General features: G+C 64.9%; 15 protein-coding genes and 1 pseudogene. 8 read left to right on the forward strand and 8 right to left on the reverse strand.

Translation table 11 applies throughout. The annotated features are described in order from the left end of the window. Positions 1-42: 42 nt before the first annotated feature. On the reverse strand, positions 43-3,588 hold the full coding sequence (gene mfd, locus B0E50_RS17535) for a transcription-repair coupling factor (protein ID WP_077442574.1): 3,546 nt from the start codon (positions 3,586-3,588) through the stop codon (positions 43-45). 112 nt (positions 3,589-3,700) lie between these two features. After that, on the reverse strand, positions 3,701-4,306 hold the full coding sequence (locus B0E50_RS17540; protein WP_077442575.1) for a GNAT family N-acetyltransferase: 606 nt from the start codon (positions 4,304-4,306) through the stop codon (positions 3,701-3,703). Positions 4,307-4,508: 202 nt separating this feature from the next. On the opposite strand from B0E50_RS17540, the gene B0E50_RS17545 reads away from it, so the two are divergent. Continuing rightward, the gene (locus B0E50_RS17545; protein ID WP_077442576.1) at positions 4,509-4,910 is read left to right on the forward strand and encodes an MmcQ/YjbR family DNA-binding protein; all 402 of its coding nucleotides are present in this window, start codon (positions 4,509-4,511) and stop codon (positions 4,908-4,910) included. Next, entirely contained in the window at positions 4,907-5,311 is a 405-nt protein-coding gene (locus B0E50_RS17550; RefSeq protein ID WP_077442577.1) for a VOC family protein, read from the forward strand. The genes B0E50_RS17545 and B0E50_RS17550 overlap by 4 nt, the downstream gene beginning before the upstream one ends. Positions 5,312-5,346: 35 nt before the next feature. Here B0E50_RS17550 and B0E50_RS17555 read toward each other — a convergent pair whose 3' ends face one another. The 5 genes from B0E50_RS17555 to rlmJ form a co-directional block, all read right to left on the reverse strand. After that, positions 5,347-6,093 (reverse strand): SGNH/GDSL hydrolase family protein, encoded by a 747-nt coding sequence (locus B0E50_RS17555; protein WP_077442578.1) that lies wholly within the window; start codon positions 6,091-6,093, stop codon positions 5,347-5,349. Positions 6,094-6,183: 90 nt separating this feature from the next. Then, on the reverse strand, positions 6,184-7,971 hold the full coding sequence (locus B0E50_RS17560) for an alpha/beta hydrolase domain-containing protein (protein ID WP_139350923.1): 1,788 nt from the start codon (positions 7,969-7,971) through the stop codon (positions 6,184-6,186). Positions 7,972-8,371: 400 nt separating this feature from the next. Then, positions 8,372-9,280: a cation transporter gene (locus B0E50_RS17565; RefSeq protein WP_077442580.1), complete on the reverse strand. Its 909-nt coding sequence runs from the start codon at positions 9,278-9,280 to the stop codon at positions 8,372-8,374. Between the two features lie 64 nt (positions 9,281-9,344). Further along, on the reverse strand, positions 9,345-9,857 hold the full coding sequence (locus B0E50_RS17570) for a Slp family lipoprotein (RefSeq protein WP_077442581.1): 513 nt from the start codon (positions 9,855-9,857) through the stop codon (positions 9,345-9,347). Positions 9,858-9,966: 109 nt separating this feature from the next. After that, a complete protein-coding gene (gene rlmJ, locus B0E50_RS17575; RefSeq protein WP_077442685.1) occupies positions 9,967-10,920 on the reverse strand; it encodes a 23S rRNA (adenine(2030)-N(6))-methyltransferase RlmJ in 954 nt (317 codons plus the stop codon). A gap of 140 nt (positions 10,921-11,060) precedes the next feature. Between rlmJ and B0E50_RS17580 the strand changes: the two genes are divergently transcribed. The 5 genes and pseudogenes from B0E50_RS17580 (at position 11,061) to B0E50_RS18300 (ending at position 15,163) form a co-directional block, all read left to right on the forward strand. Then, positions 11,061-11,474 (forward strand): hypothetical protein, encoded by a 414-nt coding sequence (locus B0E50_RS17580; protein WP_077442582.1) that lies wholly within the window; start codon positions 11,061-11,063, stop codon positions 11,472-11,474. A 95-nt stretch (positions 11,475-11,569) separates the two neighbouring features. Beyond that, on the forward strand, positions 11,570-13,327 hold the full coding sequence (locus tag B0E50_RS17585) for a copper resistance system multicopper oxidase (protein ID WP_077442583.1): 1,758 nt from the start codon (positions 11,570-11,572) through the stop codon (positions 13,325-13,327). Then, positions 13,324-14,280 carry a copper resistance protein B gene (locus B0E50_RS17590; RefSeq protein ID WP_254427334.1) on the forward strand — a complete coding sequence of 319 codons (957 nt, stop codon included), beginning with the start codon at positions 13,324-13,326 and terminating at the stop codon, positions 14,278-14,280. Before B0E50_RS17585 ends, B0E50_RS17590 begins: the two co-directional genes overlap by 4 nt. 9 nt (positions 14,281-14,289) lie before the next feature. Next, positions 14,290-14,883: pseudogene (locus B0E50_RS17595) on the forward strand (cytochrome c); the annotation flags it as partial. A 61-nt stretch (positions 14,884-14,944) separates the two neighbouring features. Further along, positions 14,945-15,163, forward strand: a complete 219-nt coding sequence (locus tag B0E50_RS18300; protein ID WP_077442585.1) for a GDCCVxC domain-containing (seleno)protein — start codon at positions 14,945-14,947, stop codon at positions 15,161-15,163. A gap of 102 nt (positions 15,164-15,265) precedes the next feature. Here B0E50_RS18300 and B0E50_RS17605 read toward each other — a convergent pair whose 3' ends face one another. Continuing rightward, complete coding sequence (locus B0E50_RS17605; protein ID WP_077442586.1) at positions 15,266-15,907, reverse strand: NAD(P)-dependent oxidoreductase; 642 nt, start codon at positions 15,905-15,907, stop codon at positions 15,266-15,268. Between the two features lie 131 nt (positions 15,908-16,038). On the opposite strand from B0E50_RS17605, the gene B0E50_RS17610 reads away from it, so the two are divergent. Continuing rightward, the gene (locus B0E50_RS17610) at positions 16,039-16,935 is read left to right on the forward strand and encodes a LysR family transcriptional regulator (protein ID WP_077442587.1); all 897 of its coding nucleotides are present in this window, start codon (positions 16,039-16,041) and stop codon (positions 16,933-16,935) included. Position 16,936: the final 1 nt, after the last annotated feature.

Here is a 16,936-nt window from a genome sequence, read left to right on the forward strand (position 1 = left end):
CCTCAGAGCATTCGCGCACAGGGTGCGCTCCTACATATGTCATCAGCCCAGTCGGCGTGCGCCCAGTAGGATCAACACTTCCTGCGCGCTGCGGATGCGTTCGGTGGCGCCGGGCAGGTCAAGTGTGATTTTCAGCTTGTCCTGGCCATCGAGCTTGTAGACGCGTGGCAGCTGCTGGATCAGCTTGATGATCAGCATGGGGTCGACGTCGGGTTTCTCGCGGAACACGATGCGGCCGCCGTTGGCGCCGAAGTCGAGTTTGCGGATGCCGAGCGGGGTGGCCATCAGTTTCAGACTGGCCACGGCGAACAGTTGCTTGGCACTCTCCGGAAGCAGGCCAAATCTATCGATCATTTCCACCTGCAGGTCGCGCAAGTCGTCTTCGCTGCGCGCGCTCGCGATGCGCTTGTACAGTGTCAGGCGCGCATGAACATCGCCGAGGTAGTCGTCGGGGATCAGCGCGGGCAGGTGCAGTTCGACTTCGGTTTCGTGTTCGCTGCTGAGGTCGAAGTCGGGGATCTTGCCGGACTTCAGCGCACGCACGGCGCGGTCGAGCAGCTCGGTGTACAGGCCGAAACCGATCTCCTGGATCTGGCCGGATTGTTCGTCGCCGAGCAGCTCGCCTGCGCCGCGGATTTCCAGGTCGTGCGTGGCGAGAGTGAAGCCGGCGCCGAGCTCTTCCAGCGACGCGAGTGCTTCCAGCCGCTTCTGCGCGTCGGCGGTGATCGACTTGCGGTCGGGCACGACGAGATAGGCATAGGCGCGGTGATGCGAGCGGCCGACGCGGCCGCGCAGCTGATGCAGCTGGGCCAGGCCGAAACGGTCGGCGCGGTTGATGATGATGGTGTTGGCGCTGGGGATGTCGATACCGGTTTCGATGATCGTGGTGCATACCAGCACATTGAAGCGCTGGCGGTGGAAGTCGGCCATCACGCCTTCCAGTTCGCGTTCGGGCATCTGGCCGTGGGCAATGCGGATGCGCGCCTCGGGGACCAGTTCCTCGAGTTCACGCACGGTGCGCTCGATGCTCTGCACTTCGTTGTGCAGAAAATACACCTGGCCGCCGCGTGACAGCTCGCGTTGCAGCGCCTCGCGGATCGTCGCCGGGTCCCACGCCGAGATGAAGGTGCGCACGGCCGAACGATGTGCCGGTGGCGTGGCGATCAGCGAGAGATCGCGCAGGCCGGCCATCGCCATGTTCAAGGTGCGCGGGATCGGCGTGGCGGTCATGGTCAGCAGGTCGACTTCGGCGCGCAGCTTTTTCAGCTGCTCCTTCTGGCGCACGCCGAAGCGCTGTTCCTCGTCGACGATCACCAGGCCGAGATTCTTGAACTTGATGTCCGGCTGCAGCAGTTTGTGCGTGCCCACGATCACGTCGATCTGGCCGTCGGCGAGGCGCTTCAGCGCCTCGTTCACTTCCTTGGTCGACTTGAAGCGCGACAGCACGTCCACGCGCACCGGCCAGTCGGCGAAACGGTCGGCGAAGTTGCGGTAATGCTGCTGGGCGAGCAGGGTGGTCGGCACCAGCACGGCGACCTGCTTGCCCGCGGTGGCGGTGGCGAATGCGGCGCGCAGTGCGACCTCGGTCTTGCCGAAGCCGACGTCGCCGCAGATCACACGATCCATTGCGCGCGGTGCGGCCAGGTCGGCAAGCACGGCCTCGATCGCGGTTTCCTGGTCGGGGGTTTCCTCGAACGGGAAGGTGCTGCCGAATTCTTCCACCAGCTGGCGGTCGATCGGCATTGACTCGCCGCCACGCGCCTGCCGCTGCGCATAGATCGCCAGCAGTTCGGCGGCGACGTCGCGCACTTTTTCCGCGGCCTTCTTGCGCGCGCGCTCCCACGCGTCGCCGCCCAGCGAATGCAGCGGCGCCAGCTCCGGCGCGGTGCCGGAGTAGCGGCTGACCAGGCCGAGTTGCGCCACCGGCACGTACAGCTTGTCGCCCTTGGCGTACTCGATGGTGAGGAACTCGCCATCCATGCCGCCGACGTCCATCGAGAGCAGGCCCTGGTAGCGGCCCACGCCGTGATCGACGTGCACGATTGGTGCACCGAGGGTGAGCTCGGTGAGATCGCGGATGATCGCTTCCGGATCGCGCGCAGTGCCACGGCGGCGCTTGCGGTCGCGCTCGCTGCGCACGCGTTCGCCGTACAGCTCGCGCTCGGTGAGTACGGTGATCGCCGGCGCGGTGAGTGCGAAGCCCTGTTCCAGGCTGGCGATGGTGATGGCGAAGCGCGGTGCACCTGTAGGAGCGGTTGTAGGAGCGGCTTCAGCCGCGATGCTTCTGTTGCCGATGCCGGTCGCGGCTGAAGCCGCTCCTACAGGAGGTTGCGGCTGCAGGAAGGCCTGCCAACCCTCCACGTTCTGCGGCTTCAATCCCGCCGCCGCCAGCGTTTCGATCAGCGCCTCGCGCCGTCCGGCCGAATCCGCGGCGATCAGCACGCGGCCCGGATAGCTGGCGAGGAAGTGCCTGAGCGACGTGCCCGGCTCCTCACCCTTGCGGTTGAGCGGCAGCTCCGGCGCGGGCTGGGTGCCGCTGGCGACGGCATGCTCATGGCCGCTGTCGACCACTTCCACGCGCAGTCGCTTGTTGAGGCGTTCGCGCAATTGTTCCGGCGGCAGATAGAGTTCGGCCGGCGGCAGCACCGGGCGTTCGATGTCGTGCGCGCGCTGGTCGTAGCGCTCGGCGGTCTGCGTCCAGAACTGGTCGGCGGCGTCGCCCGCGCCTTCGCCAAGCACGAACAGCGCGTCGTCGGCGAGGTAGTTGAACAGCGTGGCGGTCTCGTGGAAGAACAGCGGCAGGTAGTACTCGATGCCGCCGGGCGTGACGCCTTCCTTCATGTCCTGGTACAGCGGGCAGCGGCGCACGTCGATCGGGAAGCGTTCGCGCAGGTTGCCGCGGAATTCCTTCGCCGCCTCGTCGGTGAGCGGGAACTCGCGTGCGGGCAGCAGCTCGATCTTCTCCACCTGTTGCTGCGAACGCTGGGTTTCCGGATCGAAGCTGCGGATCGAGTCCACTTCGTCGTCGAACAGCTCGATGCGATACGGCTCGGCCGTACCCATCGGGAAGATGTCGAGCAGCGCGCCACGTACCGCGAAGTCGCCCGGCTCGGCCACCTGCGGCACGTTGCGGTAGCCGGAGGCTTCCAGCCGGCGCTGTTCGGCAAGCAGATCCAGCTTCTGGCGCTTGGCCAGCACCAGGCCGGAGCCGGTGATGTGCGTGCGCGGCGCGATGCGTTGCATCAGCGTGGCCACCGGCACCACCAGCACGCCGCGCTTCACGCTCGGCAGCTGGTACAGCGTGGCGATGCGCTGCGAGACGATCTCCGGATGCGGGCTGAACACGTCGTAGGGCAGGGTTTCCCAGTCCGGGAAATGCAGCACCGGCAGGCCGCCGGCGTAGATCTTCAGCTCGGCTTCCAGTGCCTGCGCGCGCTGGGTGTCGCGGGTCACCGCCACCAGCAGGCCGTCGTGCGTGCGTGCCGCCTCGGCAATCAGCAGCGCCCGTGCGGAGCCGTGGGGCGGCGTCCAGTAACGGCGTTGCTTGGGGGTGCTGGGAAGGGGCGGATGCTTGATCAGGCTGGACATAGGGGGCGCAGGTTCATGGCGCCGTCATCGAGCCGCGCCGGGGAAAGCGGGCAAGTGTAACGCGACAGCCCCGGCATGCCGGGGCTGTCTTCATCGTGTGCTGAGGGTGCGATCAGAGCTTCAACGTGATCTGCGCCGTACCCGGCTCATCCGGGATCAGGCGCTGCTTGAAGCCCAGCTCCTTGCACAGCTCCAGCATCGGGCGGTTTTCCAGCAGCACGTAGCCCCACAGCTCATACAGGCCGCGGCGACGGCTGTCGTCGACCAGTCGCTGCATCAGCAATGCGCCAAGGCCGAGGCGGCTCCAGTCCTGCTCCACCAGCACCGAGAACTCGGCACTGTCGGTGGCTTCGTCGACAAAGATCCGGCCCACGCCGCGCATCTCCGCCGGCTTGACCGATTCATCCATCAGCACAAAGGCGGTTTCAAGTGTCGGGTCGATACGGCACAACCGCTGCGCCATCGGTGCCGGCAGTTCGGACATGGCATGCAGGAAGCGGCGGCGGATGTCCTCCGGCGACAGCCGGGTGAAGCAGCGCTGCATTGCCGCTACATCGCCCGGCTCGATCGCACGCAATACAAGCTCGCGGCCGTCATGGGTACGCACTCGTTCGCCCTCGCTGGACAGCGCCACACGGGGGCGGGCAAAGCGCTCGCTGCTGCGTGGCGGCAGCGGTGCAAACCGGTCGGGGGCCGAGAAGTCGATGGCAGGTATCATGGCAGCTCCATACTTTTGCGTATTGTGTGCAACGCAACATGAATTTGCAATGACGGGCGCTTTCGCGTGGTGCCAAGGCTCAGCAGGCTTGATACCTGCTGTCTAATGCCTTCGTGCTGCATAACGGCAAGACCGACAGGGCGCAGACAGGTTTTGCCGTGGACTGCACAATGGGCATAGGTTTCCGATGGAGCATCAGGCAATGACCAGCAAGCGGGCCGGCGGCCTCACTGCCATCCAGCTGGAAGCGCTGTGCGGCAAGTGGCCTGGCGTGACGCGGGACATCAAATGGGGCGCGGACCTGGTGTTCAGCGTCGGCGGCAAGATGTTCGTGGTGACACCGTCGGATGGCAGCGAGGGTGGGCGGCTCTCGTTCAAGGTCGCGGACGAGCGCTTTCTGGAATTGACCGATCAGCCCGGCATCATCGCGGCCCCCTATCTGGCACGTTCGCGCTGGATCTCGGTCACCGAGCCGCAGCGGTTCGGTACGGATGAGCTGGCGGCGCTCATCCTCGATGCGTACGTACTGGTGCGCGCGAAACTGACCAGGAAGTTGCAGGCGACATTGAACCCGATACCGACACTGAAGGTGGCCAGGAAATGAAACAGCATATCGGCGCGCTGGCGCTGCTGGTTGCCGATTACGACGAGGCGATCGCCTGGTATACGCGGACCTTGCACTTCGACGTGATCGAGGACACCGACATGGGCGGCGGCAAGCGCTGGGTGCTGCTGGCACCACCCGGTTCGCGCGAAACCCGCCTGCTGCTGGCCCAGGCGAAAGGGGCGGAGCAGGTTGCACAGATCGGCCATCAAGCGGGTGGCCGCGTCTTTCTGTTCCTGCACACCGATGATTTCCAGCGCGACTGGCATCGCATGCGCGCCGCTGGCGTGAATTTCCGCGAGGAGCCGCGCGAGGAAGCCTACGGCACGGTGGCGGTGTTCGAGGATCTGTACGGCAATGCGTGGGATCTGTTGCAGCTGAAGCGTCAGCCCTCAGAGTGAATGAGGCCGGCGTGTCGCCCTCATACGGGTTGCGACTAGGGTTTCAGGGCTTGTTCGATGGCCTGCTGTGCCAGCGGTGCCATTACCGCATAGCCGGCGGCATTCGGATGCAACCCGTCGGCTGACAGATCCTTCTTCAGTGCGTGGCGGTTGTCGAGCAACGCATCGTAATAATCCAGGTAGACGAAGCGCTCGCGCTGCGCATAGGACTTGATCCACGCGTTGAGCTCGACAATCTTCTGCGGCGGCCGCCCCGTCGTCATGCCGGCGTCGACATAGTTGTTCACTGGCGTGACCGAGGCGAGCACGACCTTGATGCCGTTGGCGCGGGCCAGCTCGGCCATCGAAGCAAGATTGTCCTCGATCATGCCGAGTGTGGACGGGCCGGTATTGCCGGCGAGGTCGTTGGTGCCAGCGAGGATCACCACCACGCGGGGTTTCAGACCGATGACGTCGGCGCGGAAACGAACCAGCATCTGCGGCGTGGTCTGCCCGCTGATGCCGCGGTTGACATAGAGCTTGCCGGGAAAGAACACCCCGGTGCCGCGTCCCCAGAAATCGGTGATCGAATCGCCTATGAAGACCACGCGCGTCTCGCCGCGCTTCGGTGCGGGAAGCCGGGCGTTGTCGTCGCGGTAACGCGACAGTTCCGCCCAGTCGGCCACGCGTTTCTCGGTGGCGGCCAGGCGCTGCGCGAGCGCATCCGGTGCAGGCACGGAGGTTTGCGCAAGAGCGAGTCCTGCGTACAGCAGGCTGGCAAGGATCGTGGCGGATGTTTTCATGCGCGTACCTCGCTTGCCTTGGACAGTCTGCGGCACAGATGCTGCGACAGGGACACGGAAAGCAGCTTAATTTGATTTGCGCATCAAGCTTCAAGGGTGGAAATCAGGCCACAGGTATTTGCAACTCAGGTCGGCTGGCGAGTGGGCCATGATGCGATCGTGGAATGCAGCCTGCATCGCGACGACATCATCGACGTCTTCCGGCAACAGCTCATGCGCTGCGACGGCCTTGTTGGCTGCCGATCGCGTCTGCTCGATGAATGCGGCGCGCGATGCATACCGGGCCTCCAGGGACGGGCGCGGATCCCCCGCTGACTTGCGTTCGGCTTCCGTGCGTGCAAAGGGCTGGAACGAACCCTCGAACCGGTCGAGCGCCCAGCCGAAGCCGGAAGCGTCGCTCTGCTGATTCCAGCCCGTATATGTGCCGAGGGGGACTTGCACGGCGACGGGTCGCAGGCCGGCCAAATCGGTGCCGTCCTTGTCCGGAGCCGGTACCAGAACCGTATATGGCTGACCGTGGGTTGGGGGCAGTCGGTCGATGAGACCTTGGGCGGCGAACCGGAGGCCGAAGTCCATGCGATCAGGCGCGAAGGGATTGTCCGGGGCAGCCAGGCCGATGCCTTTGGGGAACATCTGCCTGTATTGCGCCACCGATACCAGGGTGCCGCTGGCCAGCGTGGGATACGCGCTCGCAGGTGGCATGCCCTCGCCGCGCACCCAGCGATCCAGATCAATGAGCAGAGCCCGCAGGCTGGGCAGGTCGTCAATCGGATCGGAACAGTTGACCGTATTGCCCCGCATGGGATCGGGTGTCAGCAGGTGCTGCATGCCGGTGAACAGGTAGAGGCGTGTATTCGGGTCTGTTGCCACATCGGTGCTGCCATCGGGCAGCGTCTGCAGCAGCGATGCCGATCGTCCCCAGAACTCGGTGGACTTGTTGACGAAGAAGAGCTTTGGACTCCTTCCTTTCGCGTCGCGCGCGCGTGCCAGCAGGGAGCCGGTTTGTCCCGTCACGCGGTCGTGCTCTTCTGCCGTGGTGAACGGGAACAGGTCCGTCGGATAGTCCCGATCCAGCACCAGGCTGGCAGCGCGCGTCGGAAAGGCGAAGCGGTGATTGAAGCTGCCTCGGCCACTGCCGCCCACGAGACTGAGCGCGCCATCGAAGACGAGCTTCTGCTGCTCGTCGAGATCGAAGCCGTCGTAGAGCATCTGCTCGATCAATCGCCCCGTCTGGCTGGCTCCGAACAGCAGCACGCGTTTGCGAGCGGGGGCACCCTCGAACGGATGGGCCCGGAACCAGGACAGCAGATCACGGATGCCGGCTACGCCTGCAGCGACGACATACGGATCGCGCGCGGTGTAGGTGAGTTCGTAGATCAGGCCCGGCTTGAATCCATCATGCATGCGCAGTTGGGTAGATGCCTGGCCGTCCGTCGCCGGTACAAAACTCCACAGGCTGCGCTGCACCGGAACACGCGGATCGTCGGGCCGCGCTCTGACGGTCAATGCCGCCAGAGGATCATCCTTGATCGCGAGGGGATAGGCGCGCCCGTCGATGCCGGTGAAGGATGCCGTGTCTGACGGCTTGTCCACGGTAAATTCGTTCGCCACCTTTCCGGTGATCGCGCGGCCATGATCGGTGGCGATGGGTGGGGTGAACACCAGCGGATGGTCGTCCGGTCCTTCGGGCTTGACGTCCCATTGCCAGGCGGAGGCAAGCACCGTGAAGCCGTTGCGCTGGAGGAACCCGGTATCGACGAAGGGAGGCGTCCTGGTCGGGTCGATCGCGAAATTCAACATCCCGGAAATCTGGCCACCGCGGTTGTTGACGTCGTAGAGCAGAGTGGAATCGACGGCCTTGGTCGGTCGCAGCAGCACGAATTCCGTGGAGAACTCGACCTGCCCTTCGCTGTCGCGTGGCGCGTACTTGAGATCGACGATGCGGGCGTTCGCCTTGTTGTCCGGATCGAGCTTGAACCACGCGCGTCCGTGGATCGTTTCGTAAGCGCCCACTCCGGGAAATACCTTGCCCCCCTGGTAGGGCTTGCGATCGAGGACTTCGATGTGGTCGACAGCCGCAAGCGTCACTCGCGATACGGTGGCAAGGGCGAATCCTGTGCATGCCACCAGGGCCCAGCACGACAGGCGATGCATACGAGCTGTTCGGATCATCAGGTAGTCTCAAGTGGGTGGGGCAGCGAGGTACAAGCGAAGATATCCAATACAGACATGCCATCGCGTCCTTTCGACGCGGTCGGTCGAAAATACGCATGGCCAATCAGTTCGTGATGTCTGGCTCGAAAAAGCTCCAGCGCACGTCATCGAACTTGGCCTTCATCGCCGCTTCGACGGTGTTGATCGCGTCGATCAGGGTGCGGTCGCTGGTGGCCGGCTGCATGCGCGCCTTCACCGCCACCATTACGTCGGGACCCATCTGCAGGGTGATCAGGTTCAGGACCTCGGCGACTTCCGGGCGGCTGTTGAGGAAGTCGAGTAGTTCGGTGCGGCGGCGTGGTTCGACGCCCTGGCCGATCAGCAGGGCCTTCACCTCGATCGCCACCAGCACGGCGACCACCACCAGCAGCACGCCGATCGCGATGGTGCCGAGCGCGTCGAACATCAGGTTGCCGGTGAGCATGGTGGCGCCGATCGCCAGCGCGGCCAGGCACAGGCCGATGAGGGCGGCCAGGTCCTCGCCGAAGATCACCAGCAGTTCGCTGGAGCGCGTCTCGCGGAACCACGTCCACAGGCTTTGCGTGCCGCGCGCCTGGTTCACTTCCTGCAGGCAGCCGTGCATCGAGAAGCTTTCGGCGACGATGCCGAACACCAGCACGCCGAGTGCCAGCCACGGCCACTTCAGCGGCTCGGGATGCGTGAGCTTGTGGATGCCCTCGTAGACCGAGAACATGCCGCCGACGCTGAACAGCAGGATCGCGACCAAGAACGACCAGAAGTACAGCGCGCGCCCCCAGCCGAGCGGGAATTCCTCCGACGGTGGCCGCTTCGCCTGGCGCATGCCGAGCAGCAGCAGGCCCTGGTTGCCGCAGTCCGCCAGCGAATGCACCGCTTCGGCCATCATCGCGCCGGAACCGGTGATGATGGCTGCGAACAGCTTGGCTACGAAGATGGCGAAGTTCGCGCCGAGGGCGAGCAGGATCGGCTTCAGCGAGTTGGCGTGACCAGACATGCGGCGTCGATCCCTGGAGTTGATCCCGCAGTTTAGCGTTGCCGCATAATTTTGCGACCAGGCTTCAGCGGATGCCGACTCCGACGCCGACACCGAAGTGGATGTTGCTGCGGCCCTTTTCCATTTCCGCGGGCGTCCATACGTGCGACTGCGCGGCAACGACCAATGGGAATACATAGTCGGCTTCGCCGACCTTGCCGGCGCGGCTGCCGTTGAGCTTGCCGCTGACCGTCATCAGCGCGCCTGGCGGATAGCTGAGCGGTTCCACGTAACCAGGCATTACCACGATGAAGCGGCCGCCACCGTTGTCGCCCGCTTGTGGTCGCTGCGAGGAATCCAGCGGATAGGCCAGCAATTCGACCTCGCTGTGATCGGCGTAATTCTGCACCTGCACGATGCGGCCACCCCAGATCACCGCATTGCCGGTATAGCGCTCGGGTGACTGTGCCACCTGGGACGGCACGACGACGACGGCGTTCGGTACGTTCTGGTAGATCGGCGCCGGTGCGCAGGCAGCCAGGGCCAGCGCAAGCAGCGGAGTGGACAGGTGGCGAAGGGAGCGGGCAGCGACGGACATGGTTGGACTCCAATGGGCAACTGCAACGATAACGGCTTGAACGGAAACGGCAATGAACGGTTGATTACGTTACAACAAGCTGCATGGGCAGCTTACGCGTCGAGGTGTTTCAGCGCTTGCGAGTCGGGCCACCGTTGCGCACCGGACCGCCGCGCAACGGTGGCCGTGCCGCCGCCAGACGCGACGGCGGCAGCGGGCTGGGCGCAGCAGGCTCGGCACCTTCCTGCAGCAGCCAGTCCAGTTTCCATTCGGCTGGGCGCTCCTGCGACAGCAGGCTGGCCAGTGCACGCAGCGGTTCGCGCAGCACGTCGTCGAGGTTCCAGGGCGCGTTGAGGATCACCATGCCGGAGCCGTTGAGGCGCAGCGGTGAATCGTCCGGGTGCACCAGCAGTTCGGCACGCAGCACGCGCTTTGCACTGCTGCGTTGCAGGCCGCGCAGGAAGGGCTGCACCTGGCTGCGCAGCTTGATCGGATACCACACGGCGTAGACACCGGTGGGCCAGCGCAGCAACGCTTCCTTCAGTGCCTTCTCGATCTGCTTGTATTCCGCTTCCTGCGCTTCGTACGGCGGATCGATCAGCACCAGGCCGCGCTTTTCCTTCGGCGGTACGAGGGCCTTCAAAGCCTCGTAGCCATCGCGCTGGTGCACATGCATGCGCGGGTCGCGATGCAGCAGTTCGCGCAGCTTGGCGGCTTCGTCCGTATGCAGTTCGCACAGCTGTGCTCTGTCGTCCGGGCGCAGCAGGCGAGCGACCTGCAACGGCGAGCCGGGGTAGTATTTCAGGCCCTGCTCGTTGCCTTCGCCGGAGAGGATCAGGCTGCGCCAGCGTTGCAGCAGCGGCGGCACCTTTTCGGCCGGATGCAGGCGCGTGATGCCGTCCTTGTGCTCGCCGGTCTTCTTTGCCTCGAAACCGTCCAGTGCGTAGCTGCCACTGCCGGCATGCGTGTCGATGTAGCAGAACGGCGTCGGCTTGGCCTGCATCGCCTCGATCAGCGCGAGCAGCACGGTGTGCTTCAGGACATCGGCGAAGTTGCCGGCGTGGTAGGCGTGGCGATAATTCATGGCGGTCACGGCGGGCAGGGTGGCCAAGTATAGACGGGCAGGTGTCTGCTTCCCGTTGCATGGCTTTCGTGACTGGCGGAAAGCCTGATGGATACAGGTCCAGAGTTGAGGCAGGACAGCGCAGCACCTAAGCTGTGCCAATGCCCCGCACACTGCGCCATCTCGTACGCTTGCCGCACCTGCGAGTGATGGCATGGCTGGCGTGGCTGATGCTGGCGATGGCGCCGGTGCATGCGGCACCGGGTGGAATGCCGGATATGGCGCCTGCTGCTGGCCACGCCGCACATCAGGCCCATATGTCCGATGGCATGCATCACGCCATGCCGGTCAAGTCCGAGTGTTGCGACGGTCAAGACCATGCAGATCACGGCACCATGAATACCTGTCACTGTGCAGCGACATGCAGCACGGTGTTGCCGGTCATGGCGATGACGCTCCTTTCTGCCGTGGCGCCTGCTGTCTTGCACGTCGCCTCACTTCGGGTGATCGCGCCCAAGCTCGCGCATGCACCACCATTGCGACCTCCGCTGGTCCGGATCTCCGAACTGACCTGATCCGTCGCGCGCTCCGGCCATGGCCGTTTGCTGCCGCGCGACGGCGGCCATGACCGACTCCGGCCTTGCCGGGGCACGCTGTGTGGAGCTGCACCATGAAACCTGTTCAGCCCTCGGCAGACACGCTGCCGAACTACTCCCGCCGTCGCTTTGTACAAGGTCTGGCGCTGGGCGGCGCGTTTGCCGGCATCGGGCTGTGGCGCTCGTCGCCGGTCTGGGCGCTGACCAGCGCCGGCCAACCGACCGTGTCGGGCGGCACCGATTTTTCCCTCGACGTGATCGAGGCGCCGGTGAACTACACCGGCGCGCCGCGGCTCGCCACCACGGTGAACGGCAGCGTGCCGGGCCCGGTGCTGCGCATGCGCCAGGGCTCGACCGTCACGCTGCGCGTCACCAACCGGTTGCGCGTGCCCACCTCGATTCACTGGCACGGCATCGTGCTGCCGTTCCAGATGGACGGTGTGCCGGGGATCAGTTTTCCCGGCATCGCGCCGGGCGAGACCTTCGTCTACCGGTTCACCCTGCGCCAGTCCGGCACCTACTGGTATCACTCGCACTCGGGTTTCCAGGAGCAGACCGGACTCTACGGTGCGCTGGTGGTCGAGCCGGACGGTCCCGAGCGTCATCCCGCCGATCGCGACTACGTGGTGATGCTCAATGACTGGACCGATGAAAACCCCGAGCATGTCTACGCGAAGCTGAAAAAGCAGAGCGACTACTACAACCGGGCCCGACCCACCGTCGCCGATTTCATGCGCGACGTGCATCGCGAGGGACTCTCGCCGGCGCTGGCGCAGCGGCGCATGTGGAACACGATGCGCATGAATCCGACCGACCTGAGCGACGTGTCGGGCGGTACCTATACCTATCTGATGAACGGCATCGCGCCGGCCGGCAACTGGACCGGGATATTCCGCGCCGGCGAGAAGATCCGCCTGCGCTTCATCAATGGCTCGGCGGCGACGATCTTCGACGTGCGCATTCCGGGCCTGAAGATGACCGTGATCAGCGCGGATGGCCAGGACGTGGAGCCAGTGACGATCGACGAATTCCGCATGGCGGTCGCCGAGACCTATGACGTCATCGTGGAGCCACAGGACGAACGTGCCTACACGCTGTTCGCCCAGTCGATCGACCGCAGCGGCTATGCACGCGGCACGCTGGCGCCGCGGCCGGGCATGCAGGCTGCGGTGCCAGCGATGGATGCACGTGTCCGGCTCGGGATGCAGGACATGATGGGCGATATGGGTAGCGCGCATGTGTCGCATGACATGGCCGGCATGGATCACGATGACATGGCGGGCATGGCCGGCATGGACATGGGTGCAGCACCGGTGGTGCGCCATGCGCGCACGGAAGTGGGCCCTGCTGTCGACATGCGCGTGAACACGCCGCGCACGAATCTCGACGATCCCGGCGTCGGCCTGCGCGACAACGGCCGGCGTGTGCTGACCTATGCCGACCTTCACACGATCGGTGGCTCGATCGATACGCGTGAACCCGGGCGTGAAATCGAGCTGCATCTGACCGGCAACATGGAACGCTACATGTGGTCGTTCGACGGAGTGAAGTTCTCCGATGCCAAACCTGTGCATTTCAACACCGGCGAGCGGCTACGCATCGTGCTGGTCAACGACACCATGATGAATCACCCGATCCACCTGCACGGCATGTGGAGCGAGCTGGAGAATGCCGACGGTGAATTCCAGGTACGCAAGCACACCATTAACGTGCAGCCAGCCCAGCGCATCAGTTATGCGGTGACCGCCAACGCGCCGGGGCGCTGGGCGTATCACTGTCACATGCTCTATCACATGGAGGCGGGCATGATGCGCGAGGTGGTGGTGTCATGAGCATGCGCAGTCAGTCACCCACTTCTCTTCGCTGGCGTCGCCTGCTGCTGGCAGCCAGCCTGTCACTGGCATGGCCGCTGGTTGCGACGGCGCAAAGTGCCGATACGCCGGCGAATCCGCCGATGCCGATGGACCAGATGGCCATGCCAGGCATGAGCCATGGGGTGAAGCCGGAGACGGAGCAGGACACGAAGCCGGCGACGGAGCATGCCGCGATGCCGGGCATGGATCACGCCAGCACCACCGCAACAAAAGATACGCGCAGCCCGGATTATTCCGATGGCATCGTCCGCGGCAACATGCCGGGCATGGACATGCTCGACCACCAGCCGCTGGGCATGTTGAAGATCGACCAGCTCGAGCTCACCGACGGCCGTTACACCAGCGGCCAGGCGTGGGAGGTGGAAGGCTGGTACGGCGATGACAGCGACAAGCTGTGGCTGCGTAGTGAGGGTGATGCTGAGCATGGCCACATCGAAGAAGGCCAGGTCGAGGCGTTGTGGAGCCATGCTGTCGCCGCGTTCTGGAACATCCAGCTCGGCGTGCGGCAGGACGTGGGCGAAGGCCCGCATCGCTCGTGGGCCGCCTTCGGCATCCAGGGGCTGGCGCCGTACTGGTTCGAGCTGGAGGCGACCGGCTACCTTGGACCATCAGGCCGTACCGCCGCACGCTTCCGCGCGGAGTACGAACTGCTGTTCACGCAGCGGCTGATCCTGCAGCCGGAGGTCGAACTCAACCTCTATGGCAGCGACGATCCGGCCAGCCATGTCGGCAGCGGCCTCTCCGATACCCAGCTTGGTCTGCGCCTGCGCTACGAAGTCAATCGGCAGTTTGCGCCCTACATCGGCATCGTGTGGCTACATCGCTATGGCGCGGCAGCCGATGACGCACGGCTGGATGGCCAGCCGTCGATGGATCGGCAATTCGTTGCTGGCGTGCATATCTGGTTCTGAGGACAGCCCATGAAACACTTCACCACCATCATCACGACCACGGCGGCCCTGGCTGTCATCGGCATCGTCGGCGTCGGCGCGTTCGTTTACTCCGGCATCTACAACATCGGTGCCGACGATCACCACACGCGGCCGGTCTATGCGCTGATGCAGACACTGCGGGAACGCTCGATCGAGTGGCGCTCGAAAGGCCTCACGGTGCCGAACCTCGACGATCCGCACTTGATCCTCAAGGGCGCGGGCCAGTACGCAGCGATGTGCACCGGCTGCCATCTGGCACCGGGCATGGCCGATTCCGAAATCCGGCCGGGGTTGTATCCGCAACCGCCTGAACTGTCGAAGCTCCGATCCGATCCGCGCGAAGCGTTCTGGGTGATCAAGCACGGCATCAAGATGAGCGCGATGCCGGCATGGGGCGGCAGTCACGACGATGCCACCATCTGGAGCATGGTCGCGTTCCTGCAGAAGTTGCCCGATCTCTCACCAGCGCAGTACAAGGACATCGTGGCCAGGGCACCGCCGGACGAAGATATGGATGAAGCCAGTGACCATGGCGAGGTTGATGCGCATGGTGCGGCGGACATGCAGGGCATGCAGATGTCCGCCAGGCCGACCGTCAAGGATTCCACTCGCAATACCAGCACCGATAACGGGGGCACGCAGCATGGCCACTGAAATGATCCTGCAGAGTACGTTGACCTGTCCGCATTGCGGCCATCAGGTCAACGAGACGATGCCAACCAATGCCTGCCAGTTCTTTTACGACTGCGCAGGGTGTGGCCAACTGCTGCGGCCCAAACCCGGTGACTGCTGCGTGTTCTGCTCCTACGGCACCGTGCCGTGCCCGCCGGTGCAGTTGCAGACGTCCTGCTGCGGTCATTGATCCGGCAAGAACCCGGCGCCGCTGGCGGACAGGCGCAGCGGCGCCGGGCTGGAACCCATGCTGTCGATCCTGCGCAGTTACCTGAATGACCTGCAGGTTCGCTCAGTAGGCGACGGTGATGCGCTGGCGCAACGCGTCGTGCTTCTCGATGCGATCGAGCAGGGCAGCCGCGTAGTCGGGAACGGTGATGCGGCTGACGCCGTTGCCATCGACCAGCAACTGGTCGCCGCCGACGCGGTACTTGCCGCTGCGCTCGCCGTCCTCGATCAGGGCGGCCGGGCTGACATAGGTCCAGTCCACGTCGGCCTGGCTGTCGCGGAACACGTCGAGCGCCTGGCCCTGAGCCTTCGCTTCCGGCTTCCAGGCGTCGGGGAAGTGCGGGTCGTCGAGCACCTTGACGCCCGGCGCCACTTCCAGCGAGCCGGCACCGCCGACCCACAACAGGCGCTTCACACCGGCCTTCGGCAGGTTGTTCAGCAACACGCCGGCATTCGCAGGCACGCTGTCGGGGTTGCCGTCGCGACGCGCGGACAGGCTGGTCACCACGGCATCCACGCCGCGCACGGCGTCGAGCCAGGTAGCTGGCTGGGCGACATCGCCGGTGACGACCTTCAGCTTGTCGTTGCGCTGGGTGAGGCGGCTCGGGTCGCGCACCACGGCGACGACGTCATAACCGCGTGACAATGCTTCATGGAGGATGCCCTGGCCGAGATGGCCGGTGGCGCCGAACAATGCGATTTTCATGGGTGGCTCCGGTAGGTGCCGCGCAATGGATAGTCGGCGGCTGATGGAGCAAAGCATGCGCGTCACGATTGGTTTGATAAACCGCCCAATGCATAATTCACTGTAAATCCATAGTTGACAGTGGTGAGCCTGTGGCGAATGAAGTCAATCTCAATCGGCTGACGGTGTTCGTGGCGCTGGTGCGCGCCGGCTCGTTCACCGCGGCGGCCGAGCAGCTGGGGCTGACCAAGGCGATGGTCAGCCAGCATCTGGCCCGGCTGGAACAGGAACTGGGCACCACGCTGCTGCTGCGCAGTACCCGGCGCATGTCGTTGACCGAGGCTGGCACGGTCTTCCATGCCGATTGCGTGCGCCTGCTCGCCGAAGCCGAGGCGGCGATCGCGCGGGTCGGCGGCAATCGCGATACGCCCAGTGGCACCTTGCGCCTCACCACCTCGACCGACTACGGCATGGCGGTGGTGGCGCCGGCACTGGCGAGTTTCTGCCAGCTGCATCCGCAGGTGCAGGTCGATCTGGTGATCGGCGACCGGATCAACGACCTGATAGCCGAGCGCTTCGACCTGGCGATACGCGTGGGCTGGCTGCGCGACTCCAGCCTGCATGCCACTCGTTTGGGCAGTTTCCGCCAGATGGTGGTGGCTACGCCGACGTATCTGGCTATTCACGGTACGCCACGCCGCCCGGAGCAACTGGCGGCGCATGGCTGGATTGCGATGTCCGTGCTGGCCACGCCGCTGCGCTGGACCTTCGTGAGTAGCGGTGGCACCCGGCGTACCGTGCGCATGAGGCCGGTGGCCCAGGCCAACAATGCCGCTGCGGTACGTGCGATGGTGCTGGCTGGTGCCGGCGTGGCGGTGCTGCCGGATTACCTGGCCGAGGAAGACATTCTTGCCGGCCGGCTGGTGGTGTTGCTGGCGCAATACCGGTTGCCCGAGGGCGGCATCCATGCGGTTTATCCGGGACGGCAGCCGCCGGCGAAAGTGCGCAGCTTTATCGACCATCTGCGCGGGCGACTCGCCGGCGAGTAAG

The organism is Rhodanobacter sp. C01, from assembly GCF_002001045.1.
GTDB lineage: Bacteria > Pseudomonadota > Gammaproteobacteria > Xanthomonadales > Rhodanobacteraceae > Rhodanobacter.